The 20771-nt window shown below is 33.3% G+C and carries 16 protein-coding genes and 1 other RNA gene; 10 read left to right on the plus strand and 7 right to left on the minus strand.

The features are described from left to right. Window positions 1-67 precede the first annotated feature (67 nt). Window positions 68-2257: a response regulator gene (locus ACTJIW_RS21415; protein ID WP_012026539.1), complete on the plus strand. Its 2190-nt coding sequence runs from the start codon at window positions 68-70 to the stop codon at window positions 2255-2257. On the opposite strand, the gene ACTJIW_RS21420 is transcribed toward ACTJIW_RS21415, so the two are convergent. Further along, the gene (locus ACTJIW_RS21420) at window positions 2254-3501 is read right to left on the minus strand and encodes a DEAD/DEAH box helicase (RefSeq protein ID WP_073408368.1); all 1248 of its coding nucleotides are present in this window, start codon (window positions 3499-3501) and stop codon (window positions 2254-2256) included. The genes ACTJIW_RS21415 and ACTJIW_RS21420 overlap by 4 nt on opposite strands. Before the next feature lie 124 nt (window positions 3502-3625). Then, window positions 3626-4672 (minus strand): formimidoylglutamase, encoded by a 1047-nt coding sequence (locus ACTJIW_RS21425; RefSeq protein ID WP_012026537.1) that lies wholly within the window; start codon window positions 4670-4672, stop codon window positions 3626-3628. Between the two features lie 97 nt (window positions 4673-4769). Between ACTJIW_RS21425 and ACTJIW_RS21430 the strand changes: the two genes are divergently transcribed. Further along, a complete protein-coding gene (locus ACTJIW_RS21430; RefSeq protein WP_012026536.1) occupies window positions 4770-5651 on the plus strand; it encodes a hypothetical protein in 882 nt (293 codons plus the stop codon). Window positions 5652-5826: 175 nt separating this feature from the next. Here ACTJIW_RS21430 and hutI read toward each other — a convergent pair whose 3' ends face one another. Together hutI and ACTJIW_RS21440 are read right to left on the minus strand one after the other, a co-directional pair. After that, entirely contained in the window at window positions 5827-7062 is a 1236-nt protein-coding gene (gene hutI, locus ACTJIW_RS21435; RefSeq protein WP_440715839.1) for an imidazolonepropionase, read from the minus strand. 92 nt (window positions 7063-7154) lie between these two features. After that, a complete protein-coding gene (locus ACTJIW_RS21440) occupies window positions 7155-8204 on the minus strand; it encodes a glutaminyl-peptide cyclotransferase (RefSeq protein ID WP_440715838.1) in 1050 nt (349 codons plus the stop codon). Window positions 8205-8292: 88 nt separating this feature from the next. Here ACTJIW_RS21440 and ffs point away from each other — a divergent pair. The 5 genes from ffs (at window position 8293) to ACTJIW_RS21465 (ending at window position 10946) form a co-directional block, all read left to right on the plus strand. Continuing rightward, window positions 8293-8390, plus strand: an RNA gene (gene ffs / locus ACTJIW_RS21445) — signal recognition particle sRNA small type. Between the two features lie 156 nt (window positions 8391-8546). After that, window positions 8547-9350 carry an SDR family oxidoreductase gene (locus tag ACTJIW_RS21450; RefSeq protein ID WP_012026533.1) on the plus strand — a complete coding sequence of 268 codons (804 nt, stop codon included), beginning with the start codon at window positions 8547-8549 and terminating at the stop codon, window positions 9348-9350. 4 nt (window positions 9351-9354) lie between these two features. After that, window positions 9355-9561 (plus strand): hypothetical protein, encoded by a 207-nt coding sequence (locus tag ACTJIW_RS21455; protein WP_044048064.1) that lies wholly within the window; start codon window positions 9355-9357, stop codon window positions 9559-9561. 143 nt (window positions 9562-9704) lie between these two features. Continuing rightward, complete coding sequence (gene fsa / locus ACTJIW_RS21460; protein ID WP_274250812.1) at window positions 9705-10361, plus strand: fructose-6-phosphate aldolase; 657 nt, start codon at window positions 9705-9707, stop codon at window positions 10359-10361. A gap of 90 nt (window positions 10362-10451) precedes the next feature. After that, entirely contained in the window at window positions 10452-10946 is a 495-nt protein-coding gene (locus ACTJIW_RS21465; RefSeq protein WP_149206678.1) for a hypothetical protein, read from the plus strand. Between the two features lie 113 nt (window positions 10947-11059). Here ACTJIW_RS21465 and ACTJIW_RS21470 read toward each other — a convergent pair whose 3' ends face one another. The 3 genes from ACTJIW_RS21470 to ACTJIW_RS21480 form a co-directional block, all read right to left on the minus strand. Next, window positions 11060-12526, minus strand: a complete 1467-nt coding sequence (locus ACTJIW_RS21470) for an MFS transporter (protein ID WP_012026530.1) — start codon at window positions 12524-12526, stop codon at window positions 11060-11062. A gap of 167 nt (window positions 12527-12693) precedes the next feature. Beyond that, entirely contained in the window at window positions 12694-13395 is a 702-nt protein-coding gene (locus ACTJIW_RS21475) for a LytR/AlgR family response regulator transcription factor (RefSeq protein ID WP_012026529.1), read from the minus strand. After that, complete coding sequence (locus ACTJIW_RS21480; RefSeq protein WP_073408363.1) at window positions 13385-14437, minus strand: sensor histidine kinase; 1053 nt, start codon at window positions 14435-14437, stop codon at window positions 13385-13387. The genes ACTJIW_RS21475 and ACTJIW_RS21480 overlap by 11 nt, the downstream gene beginning before the upstream one ends. Before the next feature lie 270 nt (window positions 14438-14707). On the opposite strand from ACTJIW_RS21480, the gene ACTJIW_RS21485 reads away from it, so the two are divergent. The 3 genes from ACTJIW_RS21485 (at window position 14708) to ACTJIW_RS21495 (ending at window position 20535) form a co-directional block, all read left to right on the plus strand. Next, window positions 14708-17896, plus strand: a complete 3189-nt coding sequence (locus ACTJIW_RS21485; protein WP_440715837.1) for a SusC/RagA family TonB-linked outer membrane protein — start codon at window positions 14708-14710, stop codon at window positions 17894-17896. An 11-nt stretch (window positions 17897-17907) separates the two neighbouring features. Further along, complete coding sequence (locus ACTJIW_RS21490; protein WP_440715836.1) at window positions 17908-19425, plus strand: SusD/RagB family nutrient-binding outer membrane lipoprotein; 1518 nt, start codon at window positions 17908-17910, stop codon at window positions 19423-19425. A gap of 87 nt (window positions 19426-19512) precedes the next feature. Then, window positions 19513-20535: a glycosyl hydrolase family 18 protein gene (locus ACTJIW_RS21495; RefSeq protein WP_440715835.1), complete on the plus strand. Its 1023-nt coding sequence runs from the start codon at window positions 19513-19515 to the stop codon at window positions 20533-20535. Window positions 20536-20771: the final 236 nt, after the last annotated feature.

Genomic DNA, 20771 nt, shown 5'->3' on the forward strand with positions numbered 1-20771 from the left:
TGTATTTTTATAGGAAATACGGCTTTTTTTTATTTTTAAGTGTATATTTGATAAAATTAGCCGATTGATGCCCCACATACGGATTTTTTTATTTACACTGCTATTTCTGAATTGTTTCAGCAATTTTGCCGTAGCACAATCTGAACCGGTTTCAGAAGCCCGGATAAACAGATTAATTAAGGAGGCCTGGGATGATTTTAAAGACTCCAATTTCGAAAGATCTCTCATTACTTCACGTGTAGCATTAAATTATGCCACAGCAGCAAAAAATGATAATTTAATTGCAAAGGCATACAAAGTTATTGCCGGAAATTATAACGAATTATCAGAAATTGATAAAGCCCTTTTCTTTTACAACAAAGGTTTATACTACGCAAATAAAACAGACAACGATTCTTTAAAATACAGTCTTCACAACAATATAGGAAACATTTATTGTTTCGAAAAAAAGCAGTTTGATAAAGGGATAGATTATTACCAAAAATCAATTGCTTATAGTTTAAAAACAAACAACAGCGATCAGATTTATTTTACCAATGTCAATATTGCCTGGGCTTATTTTGATATTGGAAGATTTGATGCAGGATATCCGTACTTAAAATTTGTTGGCGATCATGTTGAAAAATACGGAGATGCTTCAACAGAAATTATTGTGTATATGCTGAACGGAATGTATTCCAGTTACAAAAACGAAAATACAGCCGCGAATTCTTATTTTTTAAAAGCAATTGCCGCCGGAGAAAACAGCGATGAAAAATCGGATTTGTCTTATACACATTTAGAATATTCAAAATTCTTAACCAAAATAAAGAATTATAAAGAGGCTTATAAGCATCTTGTAAAGTTTAATGAAATTACAGAGGAGCTTTATAATCAGGAAAAATTAAAAAAAGCATCAATTGCCGGATTCAATTTAGAGCTGGACGAATATAAAAGACAGATTGACAAAATTGAAAATGAAAAAACATCACAGTCTCAAAGTCTTAAAAAATCAAGAATTATTGTAATCCTGTTTATACTCACGTCTCTAATCTTACTTTTTTTAATTGTAACGCTGATTAAGAATATAGGTTTTAAGAAAAAACACAATTTAGAGCTTTTAGAGGCAAAAGAAATTGCAGAAGAAGCCTCATTACTCAAAACTCAATTTATTTCGACTATAAGCCACGAATTGCGCACACCGCTGTATGGTGTGGTAGGAATAACAAATATGCTTCTTGAAGAACATAAAGAATTATCGCAGAGCCAGCATTTAAGTGCTTTAAAATTTTCGGCACGATATTTACTTTCCTTAGTTAACGATATTCTTCAAATTAATAAAATTGAAGAAAACAAAGTAGTTTTAGAAAGCTTGACATTTAATATTTCAGATGAAATAACAATGATCAAAAATTCACTTTCTTTTCTATCTCAAAAAAATAATAACAAAATTAATGTTGAAATAGACGATTATATTCCGGAGTATTTAATTGGTGATAAACTTCGACTGGGTCAGATTTTAATGAATTTAGTGAGCAATGCGCTAAAGTTTACAAAAAACGGGGAAGTTGATATTATCGTTAAACTACATAAGATAGAAGGAAAATTATACTATCTGGATTTTTTGATAAGAGATAACGGAGTTGGAATTGCTGCTGTAGATCAAAATAAAATATTCGAAAAATTCGTTCAGGTAGGACGAAAAGATGAAGATTATCAGGGAACGGGATTAGGTTTAAGTATAGTAAAACGATTATTGGGACTTTTTGGAAGTACAATTACACTGGAAAGTGATTTAGGTGCAGGAACTGCATTTTCATTTGTAATTCCGTTTGAACATGATCCTCAAAAAACAAAAAAAATAATTGAAGATATAGAGGTGGATTTAACATCAAGCGAAATTTATAAAATTCTTATTGTAGAAGATAATCTAATTAACCAGCTGGTTACGAAAAAGATTATCGAAAAAAATAATTTTGTCTGCAAAGTCGTTGATGACGGTTTTGGAGCGCTTACAATATTAGAGAAAGAAAGATTTGATCTTATTTTAATGGATATTAATATGCCGTTAATGAACGGTTTTGAAGCTACAAAACGCATTCGGCTGCTGGGAGTAAAAACGCCTATAGTCGCGTTGACTGCTTTTGATAAAGATGAAATTACAGATGAAGCACTTTCATCAGGAATGAATGATATTATTGTAAAGCCTTTTGAGCCTGTAAAATTGTTTAAGATTATAAATTACTTAATAATAGAAGCGAAAAACGCTGGTTTTTAATACCAGCGTTTTTTATTTTGTTTTGAAGCACTTGATTTTCTCGATTTGTGAGCACCGCCGCTTCTGTTTGAATTTTTAGGTTTTTCTCCTGCTTCAGGACTTCCTGAATGCCATGGATAAGGATGATCTGTAATAATTTTTACATCTACTTTTATTAATTTCTTAATATCCTTCCAGTAAGGCTCTTCGTCTTTACCGCAGAAAGAAATTGCAATACCGCCGTTTCCTGCACGTCCTGTACGGCCAATTCGGTGTACATAAGTTTCAGGAATGTTTGGTAAATCAAAATTGATAACATAAGGCAGCTGCTCAATATCGATTCCTCTTGCTGCAATATCTGTAGCAACCAGAACGCCGACTTCTTTGTTTTTAAAAGCATCCAGAACACGCTGTCTCGCATTTTGCGATTTGTCTCCGTGAATGGCTTCTGCAGGAATATCTTTTTTGCGAAGCGCTTTTACAACATTATCTGCACCATGTTTGGTTCTCGAAAAAACCAATACGTTTGATAAATTTTCTTCCTTAATTAAACGATAAAGCAGGTTTCTTTTTTCTGTTTTATCAACAAAATAAACACGCTGCTCTACGTTTTCTGCAGTTGATGAAACCGGAGAAACTTCAACTTTTTCAGGATCCTGCAAGAACATTTCTGCCAATTCGCGAATTGCAAGTGGCATTGTTGCAGAGAATAATAAAGTTTGTCTGTTTTTAGGCGTAAGTTTTACGATCTTTTTTACATCGTTTATAAAACCCATATCCAGCATTTGATCTGCTTCATCTAAAACCAATGTATGCAGATGATTTAAATCAAGAAAACCTTGTTTGTGTAAATCTAATAATCGGCCCGGAGTTGCCACCAAAACATCAACACCATTTTTTAAAGCATCAACCTGAGGGTTTTGAGAAACACCTCCAAAAATAGTTAATTGCGTTAAATTGGTATATTTAGAATAGGTGTCAAAACTCTGCCCAATCTGTACTGCTAGTTCACGCGTAGGTGTAACAATAAGCGCGCGAATTTGTTTGGCTTTTTTTGATGAACCTACAATTCGGTGTAATTGATGTATAATTGGAATCGCAAATGCCGCTGTTTTTCCTGTTCCTGTCTGCGCACAGCCAATTAAATCCCTTCCGGCTAAAACAATCGGAATAGATTTTTCCTGAATAGGAGTGGGATTTAAATAGCCTTCTTCAAATACGGCTTTTTGTATACTTTTTGAGAGTGATAAATCTTCGAATAACATATCTTAGTAATTAAGAATTTTAGTTTTAAGTACTAAATTCTGTGCAAAGATAGGTTTATTCAGTCAATCGGCTGTTTGAATCTTGTATTATTTGGAAAATGTGTGGTTTTAAGCCGGCTGTTCTTCAAGCTAATTTCTCTTTTTCGTTATTTGCTTTAATAAAATCAGTTACTAAATACCCAATTAATTTTCCAATTAAATTGTTATTTGGAGAATCGGCTAAATCTGGAGCACCTTCGCAGATATGTAAATACGCAGCATTTTTATGCTGTCCGAAAAACGAAATAAACTGACGTAATTCTTCTACCGAAAACCCGCTGATCGTCATAGCACTGCTGGCAATATTAGGAATAGCGTCGAGATCAATCTCAATTCCAAAAGCATCTGTTTTTATAAACTCTAGCGCAAGAGCCATTTCGCGGGTAAAATCTTTTTCCTTACGAATATTTACGCTGTCATAAGTATTATAACGCACGCGGTCTTCCAGTTTTTTAATAAGGTCTAAAACACTTTTTGAAGTATAGTTTTCGTGAAGTCCGAAAATGAAATATTTTTTTAGAAAACCTTCTTCATACGCATACGAAAACCCGTTGCCGCTGTGGCGTCCTTCCAGAATTCTAAAATCAGAATGCGCATCAAAATTTACGGCATTTATTGGTTTTCCTTTGGCTAAAGCCGAACCTTTAATATTTCCGTAAGCATTATTATGTCCGCCTCCAATAATAATAGGGGTTTTGCCGGCTTTCATTATAGTAAAAATAATATGCGAAACTTCTTTGTCTATTTTTTCTACCAGCTGGCTTAGTTTAGAGCGGTCGTCAATGTCATTAAAATCTAAGTTTTCGACGTCGCGCATTTCTGCAGAGACATCAAGCTGTCCTAAAACTATAATCTGGCTGCCTTTTGAAAAGCGGTTATGCTGAATATTTGCAATGCTTTTAATAGCGTTTTCCCACGCTGATGCTGTTCCGGGCCTTCCATAATTCGCACGCACACCAATGTCTTCCGGGATTCCCAAAAGAACATACTTCGCCTCAGATTCTTGTAAAAATTTGATTTTGTCTGCATCTTTCGGCAAAACAATCATTTTTTCTCCGAATTTTATTTCACCACTACGATGATTTGTGACTTTTGCCAAATCATTGACAGTAAAAGGAATCAATTTCTCCATGAAAAAAATTTATTTTCCAAAAATAATATAATTGTAACAACTTACGTTATTAACATATATTAATTCTTAAATTTGTTATTAAAGAAAATTATTAAATATGGAAAACCCAAAGAACAACAACAATTCAAGTCTAAAAGCGATTATAGCGGTTTTAGCAGTCCTACTGATTGGTAGCTTAGTGTATATTTTTAAATTATCTTCTGATACTGATGTAGTTAAGACAGAACTTACAACTACAATGACAGAAAAAGAGTCTGTAATGAAAGATTTACAGGAATTGAAAGCAACTTATGATGCTGCAATTGCTGAAAACACATCAATGTCAGACGAATTAATTCAGGAAAGAGATAAAGTTGTCGCTTTGATGGATGATTTGAATAAATCTAAAGGTGATGTTTCTAAATACAGAGCTCAAGTACAGGCAATGCAGGGGAAAATGAAAACTCTAGTTGCTGAAAACGACGAATTGAAAAAACAAAATGGTGTTTTAACAGTTCAGAGAGATAGTACAATTACTGTATTAGGAGAGTCTAAAAAATACAACGAAGTACTTGTAGGACAAAATGAAGAGCTTGCAAAAACAGTTGAAAGAGGTTCTAAATTATCAATTTTGAACACTAAAACTTCTGCTTATAAATTGAAAAGCTCTGGAAAACAAATTGAAACAGATAAAGCAAGCCGTGCTGATATCTTAAAAGTAAGTTTTACTATTGCTGAAAACCAAATTGCTAAATCTGGAGATAAAACATATTATGTTCAGGTTATTGATGCAAAAAACAACGTTTTGGGCGAGAAAAAAACAGAAAGCTTTGGAGATAACTCTTTAACATACAGCTTTAAAACTACTGTAAAGTATGAAAACAAATCTGTAAATGTTACTGAAGATCTTCCTGGAAAAGATTTCGCTAAAGGAACTTATTTTATCAATGTTTTTGATAATGATGAATTAGTTTCTAAAACTAGTTTTAGTTTAAGATAATTGTGCCAAAGAAGTAAAAATACCACTTTGATATTAAAGGTCTGTGATTTCACAGGCCTTTTTTTATGGACTAAATCTTTGTCAATCTTATGGTATTTGCATCGATTTTAAACATTGCAGTAAAAATAACCCACAGTTTTGAGCTGTGGGTTAAATAATTTTGAGATTAATTTTATTATATAATTTGACCGTCAATTAAAACATCTTCAATTAAATTACTTCCAAAAGCATAAGGAATTTGGTAGTAAGATGAAATAGGTTTAGTTATAATTAAATTAGCTTTTTTGCCTTTTGTAATACTTCCGTGAGTTTCTGAAAGTCCCATTGCATAAGCGCCGTTAATTGTTGCCGCGTTGATGGCTTCTTCAGGAGTCATTTTCATTTTGATACAAGCTGCAGCTACAACAAAATTCATGTTTCCAGATGGAGTAGAACCGGGATTGAAATCGGTTGCAAGGGCCAAAGGTAATCCTGCTTTAATCATTTCGCGTGCCGGTGTGTACGGAATGCTTAAGAAATAAGAACAAGAAGGTAATGCAACTGGCATCGTTTCGGTACCTTTTAAAGCTTCAATGTCTTCGGGGTTCATTACTTCGAGATGATCTACAGAAAGTGCGTTAAATTTAACTCCGGATTGAATACCGCCGATAGAATTAAATTGATTAACGTGAATTTTTGGTTTTAAACCAAAATCAATTCCCGCCTGCATGATTTTTTCTGTTTCTTCAACAGAGAAATAACCGCTTTCGCAGAAAACATCTACATAATCTGCCAGTTTGTTTTGTGCAATTTCAGGAAGCATTTTCGTGATGATTTCATCAATATAACCTGCTTTGTTTTCTTTATAATGCGTTGGAAAAGCGTGTGCGCCCAAAAAAGTAGCTTTTATTGAAATTGGATAATTTTCTGCCAGTTTTTTTATCACACGAAGCATTTTTAATTCGCCTTCAACGGTTAATCCGTAACCTGATTTTATTTCTACAGCTCCGGTTCCTAAACGCATGACTTCTTCCAGACGAATTTTTGATTGTTCGTAAATTTCTTCTTCAGAAGTTTCATTTAATTTTTTAGCCGAATTTAAAATTCCGCCGCCGCGATTGGCAATTTCTTCATAAGTAAATCCATTAATGCGGTCTACAAATTCCTGTTCGCGGTTTCCCGCATACACGATATGTGTATGGCTGTCGCACCAGGCAGGGAGAACAACACGTCCGGAAGCGTTGATAATGCTGTCTGCTTTAATTTCTGGAAGGTTTTCCATAGATCCAAAATCAGCAATAAGATCATCTTTTATTACTAAAAAGGCGTTTTTAATTGTAGGTAACTCTGCCATTTCTGTTCCCGAAACTTTAGAAATTGAAGTTTCGCGTACTTGCAGTAGTTCCTGTATGTTTTTTATTAATGTAATCATTGTAGATAGTGTTATAAAACACAAATTTCACAAATTATCACGAACTAATCCGTGAAATCTGTGAAATTCGTATTTTTAATTCTTTTGTGTTTTTATTCAGAAACTGTTATTTCAAACAATTTGTCCCAATATTTCCCTGTAACAAAAATTGTTTTGGTTTGTGGGTTGTAAGCTATTCCGTTTAAAACTTCTGCATTTTTTGCTTTAACAAATTTACGTAAACCTGAAAGGTCTAATATTCCTTCTACTGAACCAGAAGTTGGATTTACGACAGCAATTGCATCTTTTTGCCAAACGTTTACATAAAACTTCCCGTTAATTAATTCTAATTCATTAATAGATTTAATTTTTGAAGAACCAGAATATACATTTATATAATCAATTAATTTTTGAGTATTTGGATCCATTTTCCAGATTTTCTCAGTCCCGTCTGAATGGTAAATGTATTTATCATCATGTGTCATTCCCCAGCCTTCAATATCTTTGTCGTATTTGAAAGTTTTCTCTAGTTTAAAAGTTTTTGCATCATAAATAAAACCGGTTTTTTCCTGCCAGCTTAACTGATAAATTTTATCATTTATAAAAGTTATTCCTTCGCCAAAATATTCCTTAGGAAGGTCAACTTGCTTAATTACTTTTCCTGTTTTATAATCAACAGATCTAAAATATGAGTTTTCTTTTTGACCAGTACTTTCAAATAAAAGGCCATCATGGAATTCTAAGCCTTCTGTAAACGCAGTAGTGTCATGAGGGAAAGTATTAACTACTTTATACTTTAATAATTTAGGTTCGATATCAGAAACGACTTCAATTCTTTTAGTAGCATCAGAAGAGTCTCCGCCAAAATAAGCAGTTGCTTTTAAGTATTGATAACCTAGTTTTTGATCTTTTAAGTCAAATTTAAATTTTTCGGCTCCTTTTGTGTTTCCTACTTTTTTGTCGTTAACGAAGTAAACTATGCTGTCAATTTCTTTCGAATTTGGGTTCAAAATTCCGATTGAAACTGATTCTTTTGGTAAAAAATGGGCAGGAAAAGCAGAATCATCAATAGTAAATAAAGAATTTTCACCTTTTTTTGTGCCTTTGCATCCAATTAATGTGATTCCTAATAAAATGACAGCTAGGAAGTTATATTTTTTCATAGTTTAAAATTTGAATAAGCCAATATACGATGATATTTTTATAGCAGCAAAGCTCTTGCAAAAATATAAAAAGATTGTATATTTGCACCGGCAAGTCCTACACGACCAGCTCCTGCAGACTCCCCCAGGATGGGAACATAGCAAGGGTACGCGGTTGAGCGGTGCGATGTAGGTCGCTTGCCACTTTTTATTTTTTAGAATTTGTATAAAAGTAGTCTTCCTTCGGGAGGATTTTTTTATTTTTGGACCTTTCGTTGAGTTAGAAGTTAATGTCAGGCTGAAAAATTTCTTCTCATTGAACTAAAAACTCAAAATTCATAACTTATAACTCATAACCCAAAAATGAATAAAGTTGTTTTAATTACCGGAGGATCTTCAGGGATTGGAAAATCTATTGGTGAATTTTTGCATAAAAAAGGTTTCGTAGTGTACGGAACGAGCCGAAATCCTGAAAAAGTCCTGAATTCTATTTTTCCTCTTGTGGCTTTGGACGTTCGAAATGCTGATTCGATTAAATCGGCTGTCAGTAAAATTATCGAAACTTCGGGCAGACTGGACATTGTAATTAACAATGCCGGAGTTGGAATCACGGGACCATTAGAAGAAATTCCGATGGAGGAAATTAAGAACAACTTTGAAACGAATTTTTTCGGTCCAATTGAAGTTATGAAAGCTGTTCTGCCAAAAATGCGCGAACAAAAATCAGGTTTAATTATTAATATTACTTCTATTGCCGCTTATATGGGACTTCCTTACCGAAGTGTGTATTCGGCTTCAAAAGGAGCTTTAGAATTGATTACTGAAGCTTTGAGAATGGAGGTAAAGCAGTTTGGAATTGAAATTACAAATGTAGCTCCCGGTGATTTTGCAACTAATATTGCTTCCGGACGATATCACGCGCCTATTGTAAAAGGTTCTGCTTACGAAAAAGTGTACGGAGATACACTTGCTGCAATGAACGAACATGTGGATGCAGGAAGTAACCCGAATGAAATGGCCGAAGCGATTTATAAAATCATTCAAAAAGAAAAGCCAAAAGTGCATTATAAAGTAGGTGTGTTTATGCAGAAATTTTCAATTGTTTTAAAACGCGCGCTTCCAGATAAGGTTTACGAAAAAATGCTTATGAATCATTATAAGTTATAGAATTATGGATAAGATTACAGAATTTTTGCCTACTATTTTTACTGTCATAGTTTTTCTGGTTATTTGGTTTGTGCTTCGCCGAATTTTAAGTTCTTTGAGTGATAAGATTAATAATTCTGAAGTTTATAAAGAAGAAACATTAAAAGTTCTGGAAGAAATTAGGGATGAATTGAAAGAATTAAATAAAAACAATTCTTCTAAGCAATTTTAAGTTGTAATTTTGCAGCTGAGTTTGCGTGAGGGATAGAGGCGTTATCCTTTTGTGAAGAGAAATGGAACAAAAGATAGAGCCGAAAGCCCGACCCTTGTGGTCACGCCAAAAAATAAATCAACACAATTTAAATATAATAGATTATGAAATTTTTTATTGATACAGCTAATTTAGCTCAAATTAAAGAAGCACAAGCTTTAGGTGTTTTAGATGGTGTAACAACTAACCCGTCGTTAATGGCGAAAGAAGGTATTACCGGAAAAAACAATATCCTTAAGCATTATGTTGATATTTGCAATCTTGTAGAAGGTGATGTAAGTGCTGAAGTTAATGCTCTTGACTTTGAAGGAATGGTTAAAGAAGGCGAGGAGCTTGCTGAATTACATGAGCAAATCGTTGTAAAACTGCCTATGACTAAAGAAGGAGTTATGGCTGCAAAATATTTTTCTGATAAAGGAATTAAAACTAACGTAACTCTTGTTTTCTCTGTAGGACAGGCTCTTTTGGCTGCTAAAGCAGGAGCTACTTACGTTTCTCCGTTTGTAGGCCGTTTAGATGATATTTCTACTGACGGTTTAAACCTGATTCAGGAAATTAGAGAAGTGTATGATAACTACGGTTATGAAACTCAAATTTTAGCTGCTTCTGTACGTCACACAATGCATATTGTAAACTGTGCTAAAATTGGTGCTGATGTTATGACTGGACCGCTTTCTGCAATTTACGGATTGTTGAAACATCCTTTAACTGATATTGGTTTAGCTCAATTCGTAGCTGACTTCGAAAAAGGAAACAAGTAATCCTTAGATAGTTATAAAATTAAAATCGCCTTTTTTCTAACGAGAAAAGGCGATTTTTTTTACTTTTATATAAATCTTAAATAATTGAATATGAAAGTAATATTGATTGTTTTGTGTTTTTTAACTGCTGGTTTTTCTATAAATGCCCAAGCGAAGGTGATTACTTCTGTCAATGAAGCCGGCGATGTGGCAACTTATGAATTGGATAGTTCTGTTAAGTTTCAAAGTCTGGCAAAAGGACTTCGGTATAATATAACGAGACATGAGTTTAAAGGGCCTGAAATGAAGAACTCCTATAGACTGCTTTTGGTTATGGATGGTTTTTATTCGAAAACTTTAAATAAGGAAATGACAATTTCTGCAGTCTTAAGTGATGGTACTGTTTTAGAAGCCAGAAAGATTATCGAAGATGACGGTTTTTTTGACGGAGCCTGCACTTTAAAGATAAAAGATCCGAAAGCGCTTTTAGAAGCGAATATAGACAAAGTTATTGTTCATGCAGATAAAGATGTGGTTTACCCGATTTCGGCTCAGAATAAAGCCATTTTCAAAAAGAATCTGAGTAATGTTATTAACGCTAAGTAAAAGGGGCAAAGGTTTAGAGGGACAAAGGTTCAAAGGTTTTTCTTTATGAATAAAAAAATCCAAATTCCTGTTTATTGGAATTTGGATTTTTTTATATAGATATTTTAAGCTTTTTAGTGTCCTCCACCTTCGCTTTCAACGTGGCTGATTCCTTGTTTTTTCAAGATTTTAGGGCAGTAGAAACCGTAGAATCCTAAATAAGCAAAACCAATAAGTGGTACTACATAAGAGAAATGTGTCCATGAAATTCCAAAGATTCCTTCTGGTTTTGTTAGATCAAAATCACAGATACTTCCTTGGATTAATGGAATAACCCCACCTCCTAAAATCATCATGATTAAGAAAGAAGATGCTTTTCCTGTATTTTTTCCTAAACCTGCGATTGCTAAATCGAAGATAGAAGGCCACATGATAGATAAGAATAATCCGCCTGAGATGAAGAAGAATTTAGCAATTGAAGGATCTGGCCAAACTAATCCGGCAACCATCATTGTGATTCCGGAAAGTCCGAAAAGCATTAAAGTTTTTCCGGCATTTTTTCCTCCAATAAAACTAACTCCAATGAATAATAAAATCCAGATTGGGTAGATATAGAATGAAGATACATCGTGTGCAGCAAAAATATTTGCTCCAATGATTACTCCAAATGCAATAGCAGGAACGATGAATTTTAATGCAGTGTTTACTAATTTTGAAGTATCAAAAACGTTTACACCACCATTCCAGCGTCCAATCATTAAACTTCCCCAGTAAAGGGCGATAAATGGAGCTACAGCATCTTCTAATACGTTTCCGAATTCGTGCGTATGTAATAAAGCAGGTAAATTACTAATGATTGTTACTTCAGTTCCTACGTAAATAAAAATACCTAACATTCCTAAATACAATTGCGGATAATCAAGAATGTTGAATTTTTCGTGTGCTGTTTTAACAACTTCTACTTCTTTTTCAGGATCTTCAATTTTAGAGAAGTTCATGAAAATTGCTACTGCGATAAACGCAAGTCCAAGAATAATGAATGGTAATTTAATATCTTCTAATGAAAGAGCTGTTTTTTTGTTATCTCCCATTCCAAATAAAGCTATACCTAGTAAGATAGCCCCAATAGTTGTTCCGAATGAGTTGATACCTCCTGCTAATGTTAAACGGTGAGCTCCAGTGTTTGGGCTTCCCATTTTAATTGCTAAAGGATTTGCTACAATTTGCTGAATTGAAAAACCTAAACCAACAGTAAACAAAGCGGTTAAAAAGAAAGGGAAACTTTCCATTGTTGCAGCCGGAACGAATAAAAATGACCCGACAGCAGAAAGTATTAAACCAGCCGAAAGTGTTTTTTTGTATCCGAATTTTTGCAGAACATCTAATTTTAAAGAAACTAAAAAGAAGATTATTGAACCTACAAAATACGCAGCATAAAATGCCCAAGCAACTAGTTGTGATTGTACTTGAGATAAAGTAAATACTTTTTTGAATACTGGAATCAGGATGTCATTGGCAGAACCAACAAAACCCCAAAAGAAGAAGACGATTATCAATGAGATAAACTGTCCCCATTTGGTTTGAACATTTTCTGAACTCATAATTGTAATAAGGTTAATTTTTAATAAATTGTTTTTTGAAGACCGTAAATATATTTGTTACGTAAGTCAAAAAAAAATTATTGATTGAAAATAATGTTAAATTTAAACCAACTACCTTATTTATTCAACAATGTGTTAATTTATATAGAGTTAGAAATGTTAAAGTTTTATTCGAGAATTCGATTTTTGACGTCTTTACTGTAATTTCTTCCAATAGGAATCGTGTACGACTGAATTTGGATGCGGTTTCCTTCTATAGATTTTACTTTATTGAGCGCAATTACATAAGATTTATGGATGCGCAGGAAGCGATCAGCCGGCAGTTCTTCAGATAAAGAGGTTAAAGATTTGTGGGTAATATAGGTTTTATCAGGTGTTACAACTTTTATGTATTCTTTCATTCCTTCGATAAAAAGGATTTCTTCAATATTAATTTTCATCATTTTTTTATCGACTTTGATAAAAATATGCGAATCGCCTTTTGTGGTATCGATTTTAATATTGTTTTTTAAATTGTATTCGGTTGTAATTTTATTGATGCATTTTATAAATCTAGGCAGGGGAATAGGTTTTACTAAATAATCCAATACATCTAGATCATAACTTTCTGCAGCAAATTCTCTAAAAGCAGTTGTAATAATAACTTTTGTTTTGTTTTCGATTAAGCTGATTAATTCAAAACCAGTCATCATTGGCATATTGATGTCTAAGAAAACAGCATCTACAGAAGTGCTGTTTATAAAATCAAGCGCTTCTAAAGAGTTATTAAATGTTCCTATAACTTCAAAATCTGTAAAATTGTTAAAGTAATTTTGCAGGACTTTTATCGCCAAAGGTTCATCATCAATCAATACACATTTAATCTTCATTCTGAATAGGTATTTGCAAACGAATTATATAGTAATTAAGTTTTGTTGTGTCTTTTAAGCTAAAATGATTTTTGTAAATTAATTTTAGTCTCTTCTTTGTATTAACTAAACCAATGCCGCCTTTAGATTTAAGATTTTGTGAAATTACAAAATTATTTAAGATTTCAAAGTCTAACATTTTGTTGTTGGTAACTTTACAATTGATCTTAATTTTTAAGTTATTATTGTTGATTCCGCCATGTTTAAAGGCATTTTCGACCAGAGAAATAAAGATTAACGGCGGTACGACTACGTCTTCAATATTTGATTCTAAATTGATTGTAACTTCTACATTTTCAAAACGTAACTTTTCAATTTCGATATAATTCTGGATGTAATCAATTTCCTTAATAAGCGGAACAAATTTGGTTCCTTTTACATCATACAAAACATATTCCATCAAATTTGAAAGTTTGATGATAACATCCGGCACTTTATCTGAAGATTCTAGAGATAAGGCATATAGATTGTTTAATGTGTTGAAAAAGAAATGTGGCTGAATTTGATTTTCGAGATATTTTAGTTTTATTTTAAACTGATTTTCTCTTAATGAACGGTTTCGTTCTCTTTCTCTAAGCCATGTTAAAGTAAGATAAACAGAAGATGCCATGGCTAAAACATACAATTCTCCAATACAAACCGCTAAAATATGATTAATGTCGAAAGGATGATATTCCCGGTTTGCTTCGGGCCAGATATTTTCGGATATAATGTAATAGGTTAAAACTGTTTTTAATAAATATATCCCAAATAAACTTGTGATTAACGCTGCGGTGTAGGTAATATATTTTTGTTTTAGAACGTATTTTGGAACTAAAATAAAAAGATTGAAATATACTAAAGGTATATGCAGCGAAAACTCAATTAAGTTTGATTTAAACGAATAAGGATAATCATTAAAGTAAGCACCCCATCGTAAAAAGTTGAGAGTAAAGTAGCTTCCCCAAAACCATATATGATTTTTGAGTTTTATGTCGAATTTTAATTTTCGGATTTCGTTCAACTTTTTTATTAACGTTTTATTATTAATTGGAAGGCTTTGTAATTAATCTGCAACTTTACATAATTAGAAGCTAAATCGCAATTCTTTTGAATAATTTTTTACAAAAAAAGCTAATTAATATTTTATTTAAATAGGATAACGATTTCGTGCAACATAATGTTGAATGTTTTATGTTGTTTGTTTAAAAAATTTAGCTGTTTGTATAAATAATTTTTTTTAACAGTACGTTAACAATAATTTTATGCACAACTAATCAAAACCATGATAAAAATGAAACAAATTATGTTAGCCCTTATGATGGCTTTTACTGCGCAGGTTTCGCTTGCACAAGTAAAGACAATCAAAGGTTTGGTAAGCGATCAAAATGGATTGCCGCTGCCGGGAGTAAGTATTATTATTCAAGGTACAAAAACGGTAAGTCAAAGTGATTATGACGGTATGTATACGATTCAGGCATCTACTGGGGATGTTTTGGCATTTTCGTATATAGGAATTAAAACTAAAACTGTAACTGTTGGTACATCACCAACAATTAATGTTGTACTGACTCAGGATACACAAAACTTAAATGAAGTTGTCGTTACAGCATTAGGTATTAAGAGACAGAAAAAAGAATTGGGTTATGCTGTTCAGGATGTTAAAGGAGAACAATTGAGCAAAGTAATTACAACAAATGTGGCGACAGCACTTTCTGGCCGAGTTGCTGGGGTTGATGTTTCGATACCTGCAACAGGAGTAGGAGGAAGTACAAGAGTTATTATTAGAGGTATATCTAGTATTGGCGAGAATAACCAGCCTTTGTATATTGTAGATGGTGTGCCTATTGATAATACCGGACTTTCTAACGATAGTGCTGCAGCAAGTAAATGGTTTGACGGAAGAGATAACGGAGACGGTATTTCGAGTATTAACCCAAACAATATCGAAAGTCTTACGGTTTTAAAAGGAGCAGCAGCATCAGCTTTATACGGCTCCAGAGCGTTAAATGGTGTTATCTTAATTACAACTAAAAAAGGAAGTAAAGGAAAACTACAAGTCGAATTAACCAGCGGCGTTAGTTTTGATAAGGTATATGCTAAATACGATGATTTTCAAACTGAATATGGTTCAGGTTCTCATGGAATTCTGCCTGATCCGTCAAAAGCACCTAATGAAATTTATCAATACACTACAAGTTCATGGGGACCTAAATTTTCTGAAACTGTAGGGCAGGAGATTAAAATATTTGACGGCTCAATGAAACCTTATGCCAGAGTTGATAATAATATTAAAGGCTTTTTTAGAACAGGATTTACAACTACTAACGGAATTGCTCTTTCTGGAGGAAGTGAAAATGCTTATGTCCGATTTGGGTTCAATAATTTAAAAAATGATGATGTTGTGCCGGGTTCTGGATTAGAAAGAAACGATGCAAGTTTAAATGCGACATTAAAATCAGATAAATTTACTTTGGATGCCAATGTAAATTACATGGTTGAGAATACAGAAAACAGACCAGGTTTAGGAGATTCTCCAAACAACGTTGGTTATTCATTAACAGGACTGGCTCCAAATATAGATCAGGCCTGGCTGAAAAATTACAAGAATGAAGAAACTGGTGAAATTTATAAATGGAACAACAATATTTATCAGTTAAATCCCTACATGACTACCGAAGCAAACCACAATACTTCTAAGAAAAACCGTTTTATGGGGAATGTTGCCGGTACATATAAGTTAAAAGACTGGATTGCTCTGACTTTTAGAACAGGTTTAGATACTTATGTTTTTGGTGCAAAAGATTTCATGGCAGCCGGAAGTACCTGGCCGGGAAGAGAAACAGGATATATTGGTTTAAATGATATTACGGTTTCTGAAATGAATACTGATATTATTGCTACTATCAGCGATATTAAATTAGCTAATGATTTAACTTTTTCAGGAATTTTAGGAACAAGCCGCAGAGATTTTAGAAGACAGGAAAATTCAAGCTCAGGAATTAATATTATTGAGCCTGGAACTGAATATATAAGTAATTTTACTACTCATACTATAAATGCGCCTACAGAAACAAAAACAAGAACAAATTCTGTTTACGGTTCTGCAAAACTAGATTATAAAGGGTATTTGTATGCAGAATTTACAGGAAGAAATGACTGGTTCAGCGTTATTAATAAAGATGCTTTTTATCCGGCAGTTTCATTAGGTTTTGTATTTTCAGATGCATTTAATATTAAAAGTGATGCGTTCTCTTATGGTAAGTTTAGAGCATCTTGGGCAAATGTATCAAATGCACCAGGAGCTTACAAGAACTCATTAAACTACACAACTTATTCATCTTATGATGGTCAGAGTGTTGTAAATATTAAAAATACTTCGGCACCAAATCTTAACTTAACATATCAGTCAAAAACAGGAACTGAGTTTGGTTTAGAAACAGCTTTCTTTAAAAACAGATTAAGAGCAGATATTACAGTTTATCGTGAAGATACGTCAGATCAAACTCTTGATTTAGCTTCTTCTGCAACATCAGGTTACGAGTTTCTTTCTGTAAATGCTGGAAAATTACGTAACGAAGGTATCGAGATTTTTTTATCTGGAACTCCTATTAAAACAAATAGTTTTGAATGGGGAATTGATTTAAACTTCTCTAAAAACAAAAACTCAATTTTGTCTTTACATCCAGATATCAATACGTACACTATTTCTGAGGCTCGTTGGGCTGGCGCTGCAATTGTAGCACAAGTTGGAGGTCAGTATGGAACTATTATTGGAAAAGATTTTCAAAGAACAGAATCAGGTGAAATGATTGTAGGTGCAAACGGACTTCCTTTATATACAGACACTAAAGTTGTTTTAGGAAAAGGTGTTCCAGACTGGGCAGCCGGTTTGACAAACAGATTTTCTTATAAAGGAATTACCCTTCAGTTTTTATTAGATATGAAGTTTGGTATGGATGTTTATTCTATGACAAATTCTGTTGCTGCAACAAAAGGTTTACTTGACGTAACTACAGAAGGAAGAGATGCTTACAATGCAGCAAGAGCGCAGGCTGCTGCAAGTGATCCAAACTTTAATATTCAATCATGGGTTCCAACAGCAGGTTACGTAGCAAATGGAGTTGTTAATACAGGAACAGCACAAAATCCAAACTATGTTAGAAATGAAAAACCTGTAGATCCTCAGGCTTATTGGACTAATGTTTTTGATAATACTCCGGCACCATTTATTTACGATGCGTCTTATGTGAAATTAAGAGAAGTAAGTTTAGGATACACTATACCAAAAAGTGTTTTTGAAGGAGCAAAAATCAATTCAATTTACATCTCAGCATTTGCGCGAAATCTATTGACATTCAGTAAAGATTTACCAAATATTGATCCAGAGTCAATGTACACTTCAGGAAACGGACAAGGTTTTGAGTATGGTTCATTGCCATTTAGAAGATCATATGGATTTAATATTAAGGTTACATTCTAAAAAAGTACATTATGAAAATTAAACATATACTAATAGCGGCATTAACTGGTTTTTCAGTAGTAAGCTGTACAGAAAATTTTGACGAACTGATAAAGGATCCGGTTGCGTTAGCTCCAAATCCTGCAGGTCAGCTTACATTTACTCAATTATGTATGTCTGGAGACGGATATTATCAGCATAGAACGAACTTAATATATTCTGGTGGTTTTGTACAGCATTATTCAGGTTCTTGGGCAGTAACAGAATACGGAAGTAAATTTAAAAAAGTAGACGAATATGCAACAGCATTATGGAGAAACGTGTATGCTAACGAATTAAAAAATGTTGTTGACATTATAAAAAATACAAGTAATGATCCTGCTGCATCAAATATGAATGCTGTAGCAAAGATTATGAAAGTTATGGTTGCACAGCGTCTAACCGATATTTATGGAGATGTCCCTTATTCTGAAGCTGGTTTAGGTTTTTCTCAAGGTATTGTAACGCCTAAATACGATAAACAGCAAGATATTTACAATTCTTTCTTCAAAGATTTAGATGAATCTTTTACGCAGTTAAATGCTTCAGGAGGATCGGTAAAAGGAGATTTGTTTTATAATGGCGATATTTCAAAATGGAAAAAATTAGCCAATACAATGCGTTTGCGTCTGGCGATGAGAATTTCAGAAGTGAGCCCGGCTGAAGCTGAAAAACAAGCAAAAGCAGCTTTTCAAAATGGTGTTTTCGAAAGCAACGATGACAATTGTCTTATGCATCATTTAGATTTTCCTTTTAATGATAATCCTGCTACATTAGATTTTAGAGGAAATGGATTATCATATGGGTTTATTTCAGATGAGCATGGAGATCATTTTAGTTCTCTTTTAATTGATTATTTAAGAGATAATGGCGACCCTAGGCTGAAAATGCTTGCAACTCCAAAAACAGGAAGTGTTAATGGAGGTCCTATCGGTCCGGGAGAAGAATTGTATGAAGGAGTTCGTCCGGGAGTTTTTAGATGGGAAGTTGTAGGTGGTTCGAATGCCGCATCAGGTATTCAGCCGTATTTAAAATTAAGAACTACTCCTTTTTTACATGTGAGTTATTCAGAATCACAATTGTTATTAGCAGAAGCAGCTTACAGAGGCTGGATTGCAGGATCTGCAGCTGATTTTTATAAAAAAGGAGTTGAGGCTGGAATTAAACAATTAGAAGTTTATGGCGCTGCTCCTGCAAGTCAGGCAAGCATTGATGCGTATGTAAATGCTAAACCTTTAGCAGCTGGAACAGAAAAAGAACAAATTGGAACACAATTATGGATTACTTATTTGTTTAACAGTATAGAAGCTTATTCTAACTGGAGAAGAACAGGTTATCCGCATTTACTTCCTATAACAAATTCAGATTCTCAAACCGGAGGTGTTGTACCTACTCGTTTGTATTATCCTAACGATGAGATGCAGAAAAACGAAAAAAATTATATGGAAGCTGTTCAAAGAATGGGAGGAACAAATGATTGGACTGGTAAGGTTTGGTGGGATGTAAACTAAAAAAATCCTAAAATATAGTTATGCCTGATAAGGTATTATTTCAATCTAATTAAAATTAAGAACACTCTAAAGTTTAAATTCAAAATTATGATAAAAAATAAAGCCTTATTAGGCATCCTTTTTTTTATGAGTTCTCTTTTTTCTGTGTATAGTTGTACCAGTGAAAAAGAAAATAATCCGGAAGAAGTAAAAAGTAAAAAAGCAAGAGTAGTGGGGTATTTATCTACCGACAGCTTTGATAAAATAACATCAATTGAATTTTGTAAGCTGACGCATTTAAATATTGCTTTTGCTAATCCTGATAAAAATGGGAATCTAGTTTTTGACGGAGATATTGATGCCGTAACTAAATATGTAAGATCTGTAAATTCAAATATTGTCATAAGCATTTCACTCGCTGGCGGAGTCATTTCAGCCGAACAAGCAGCAAATTGGTCTTTACTAATTGATAAACCCGAAAACCGGCCGGCTTTTATTCAAAATATTTCAAAGTTTGTCACAGATCATAATTTAGATGGTGTAGATGTTGATCTCGAATGGGATGCAGTTACATCTGGTTACAGCGGTTTTGTAGTTGAGTTAAGAAAAGAACTTACAGATCGTAAAAAACTACTCACAGCTGCACTTCCTAATAATACCCGATTTGTAAATATAAATTCTGAAGCTTTAAATGCTTTTGATTTTATAAATATTATGGCCTACGATAGTACTGGTCCATGGAGTCCGAATAAAATAGAACAGCACAGTTCGTTTGAATTTGCCAAAGAAGGAGTTGAATTTTGGAAGAAACAAAATGTGCCCAGTGAAAAGCTGACACTTGGAGTTCCTTTTTATGGGTATAACTTTACTTATCCTGAAGTAACCAGTTCTACTTTTGGAGAAATAATACAAGCAGGAATGCAATTTGCGGATCAGGATGAAATTGGTAAAATTTATTATAACGGAAGGCCGACAATTTTGAAAAAAGTAGAATATGCATCGCAAAATACAGGCGGCATTATGATATGGGAACTGGCTCAGGATTCTTTTGGAGAATATTCTCTATTAGAAGCTATCCATAAAAAATATACAGATCTAAAATACAAGACTTCAGGTATGTGCGGTAATTAATTTTATTTCCTACACGATTTTTTAATTAATAAGTTTTTCGCTTCTTTTTATTCGTAAAGATTAAAAAGAAGCGTTACTTTTTATATAAATATCAGATTAACAAATAATTGTTAGAATTGAAAATATTTTAGTAAAATTTAGAATTTTCAGAATAAAATAGTCGTAAATGGTGTTTTTTCTGCTTTTTATAGAAATGAAAACGTTTTCGAGCAGCAGATTATTGATTGTTTTATGTC

This window comes from Flavobacterium sp. 22659, from assembly GCF_052044235.1.
Lineage (GTDB): Bacteria > Bacteroidota > Bacteroidia > Flavobacteriales > Flavobacteriaceae > Flavobacterium > Flavobacterium johnsoniae.